Origin of the sequence: Pseudoalteromonas sp. CR1, assembly GCF_019392235.1 — a bacterium.
Taxonomy (GTDB): domain Bacteria; phylum Pseudomonadota; class Gammaproteobacteria; order Enterobacterales; family Alteromonadaceae; genus Pseudoalteromonas.
The window spans coordinates 1-372 of the sequence record NZ_JAHXRM010000072.1 but is presented as its reverse complement, the minus strand read 5'-3'; the positions used below and the strand labels follow the sequence as shown (position 1 = coordinate 372).

Here is a 372-nt window from a genome sequence, read left to right as displayed (position 1 = left end):
CCACCAAGAACCCCGATGTCGCCCGCCTGCTCGGTGCCGACGGCGATTACGGCAAAGACCTGAAGCTGCGCAAGGACTGGGTGGTGCAGATCGTCAAGCAAGTGGGCAACTACGACGAAGTGTTCGAACGCAATGTCGGCCAGGGCAGCGTGTTGAAGATCAAGCGTGGGCTCAATGCGTTGTGGAGCAACGGCGGCATCCAGTACGCGCCGCCGGTACGGTGAGGTGAGCGCTGTCGCGTTTTAGCGAGGCTGCAACGCAAGCCCTGCGCTGCATCGGGGCTTGCGCGGTTTGAATCGCAGAGGGTTGCTGCTTCAGTTTAGCCGCTACAGACCATCACGTTGGCGCGACCATTCTCGTGCGAGGCGTGCC

General features: G+C 61.8%; 1 pseudogene. It reads left to right on the top strand.

What is annotated here, in order from left to right:
• Positions 1-224, top strand: a pseudogene (locus KZZ04_RS18530) (amino acid ABC transporter substrate-binding protein); the annotation flags it as partial.
• Between the last annotated feature and the right edge of the window lie 148 nt (positions 225-372).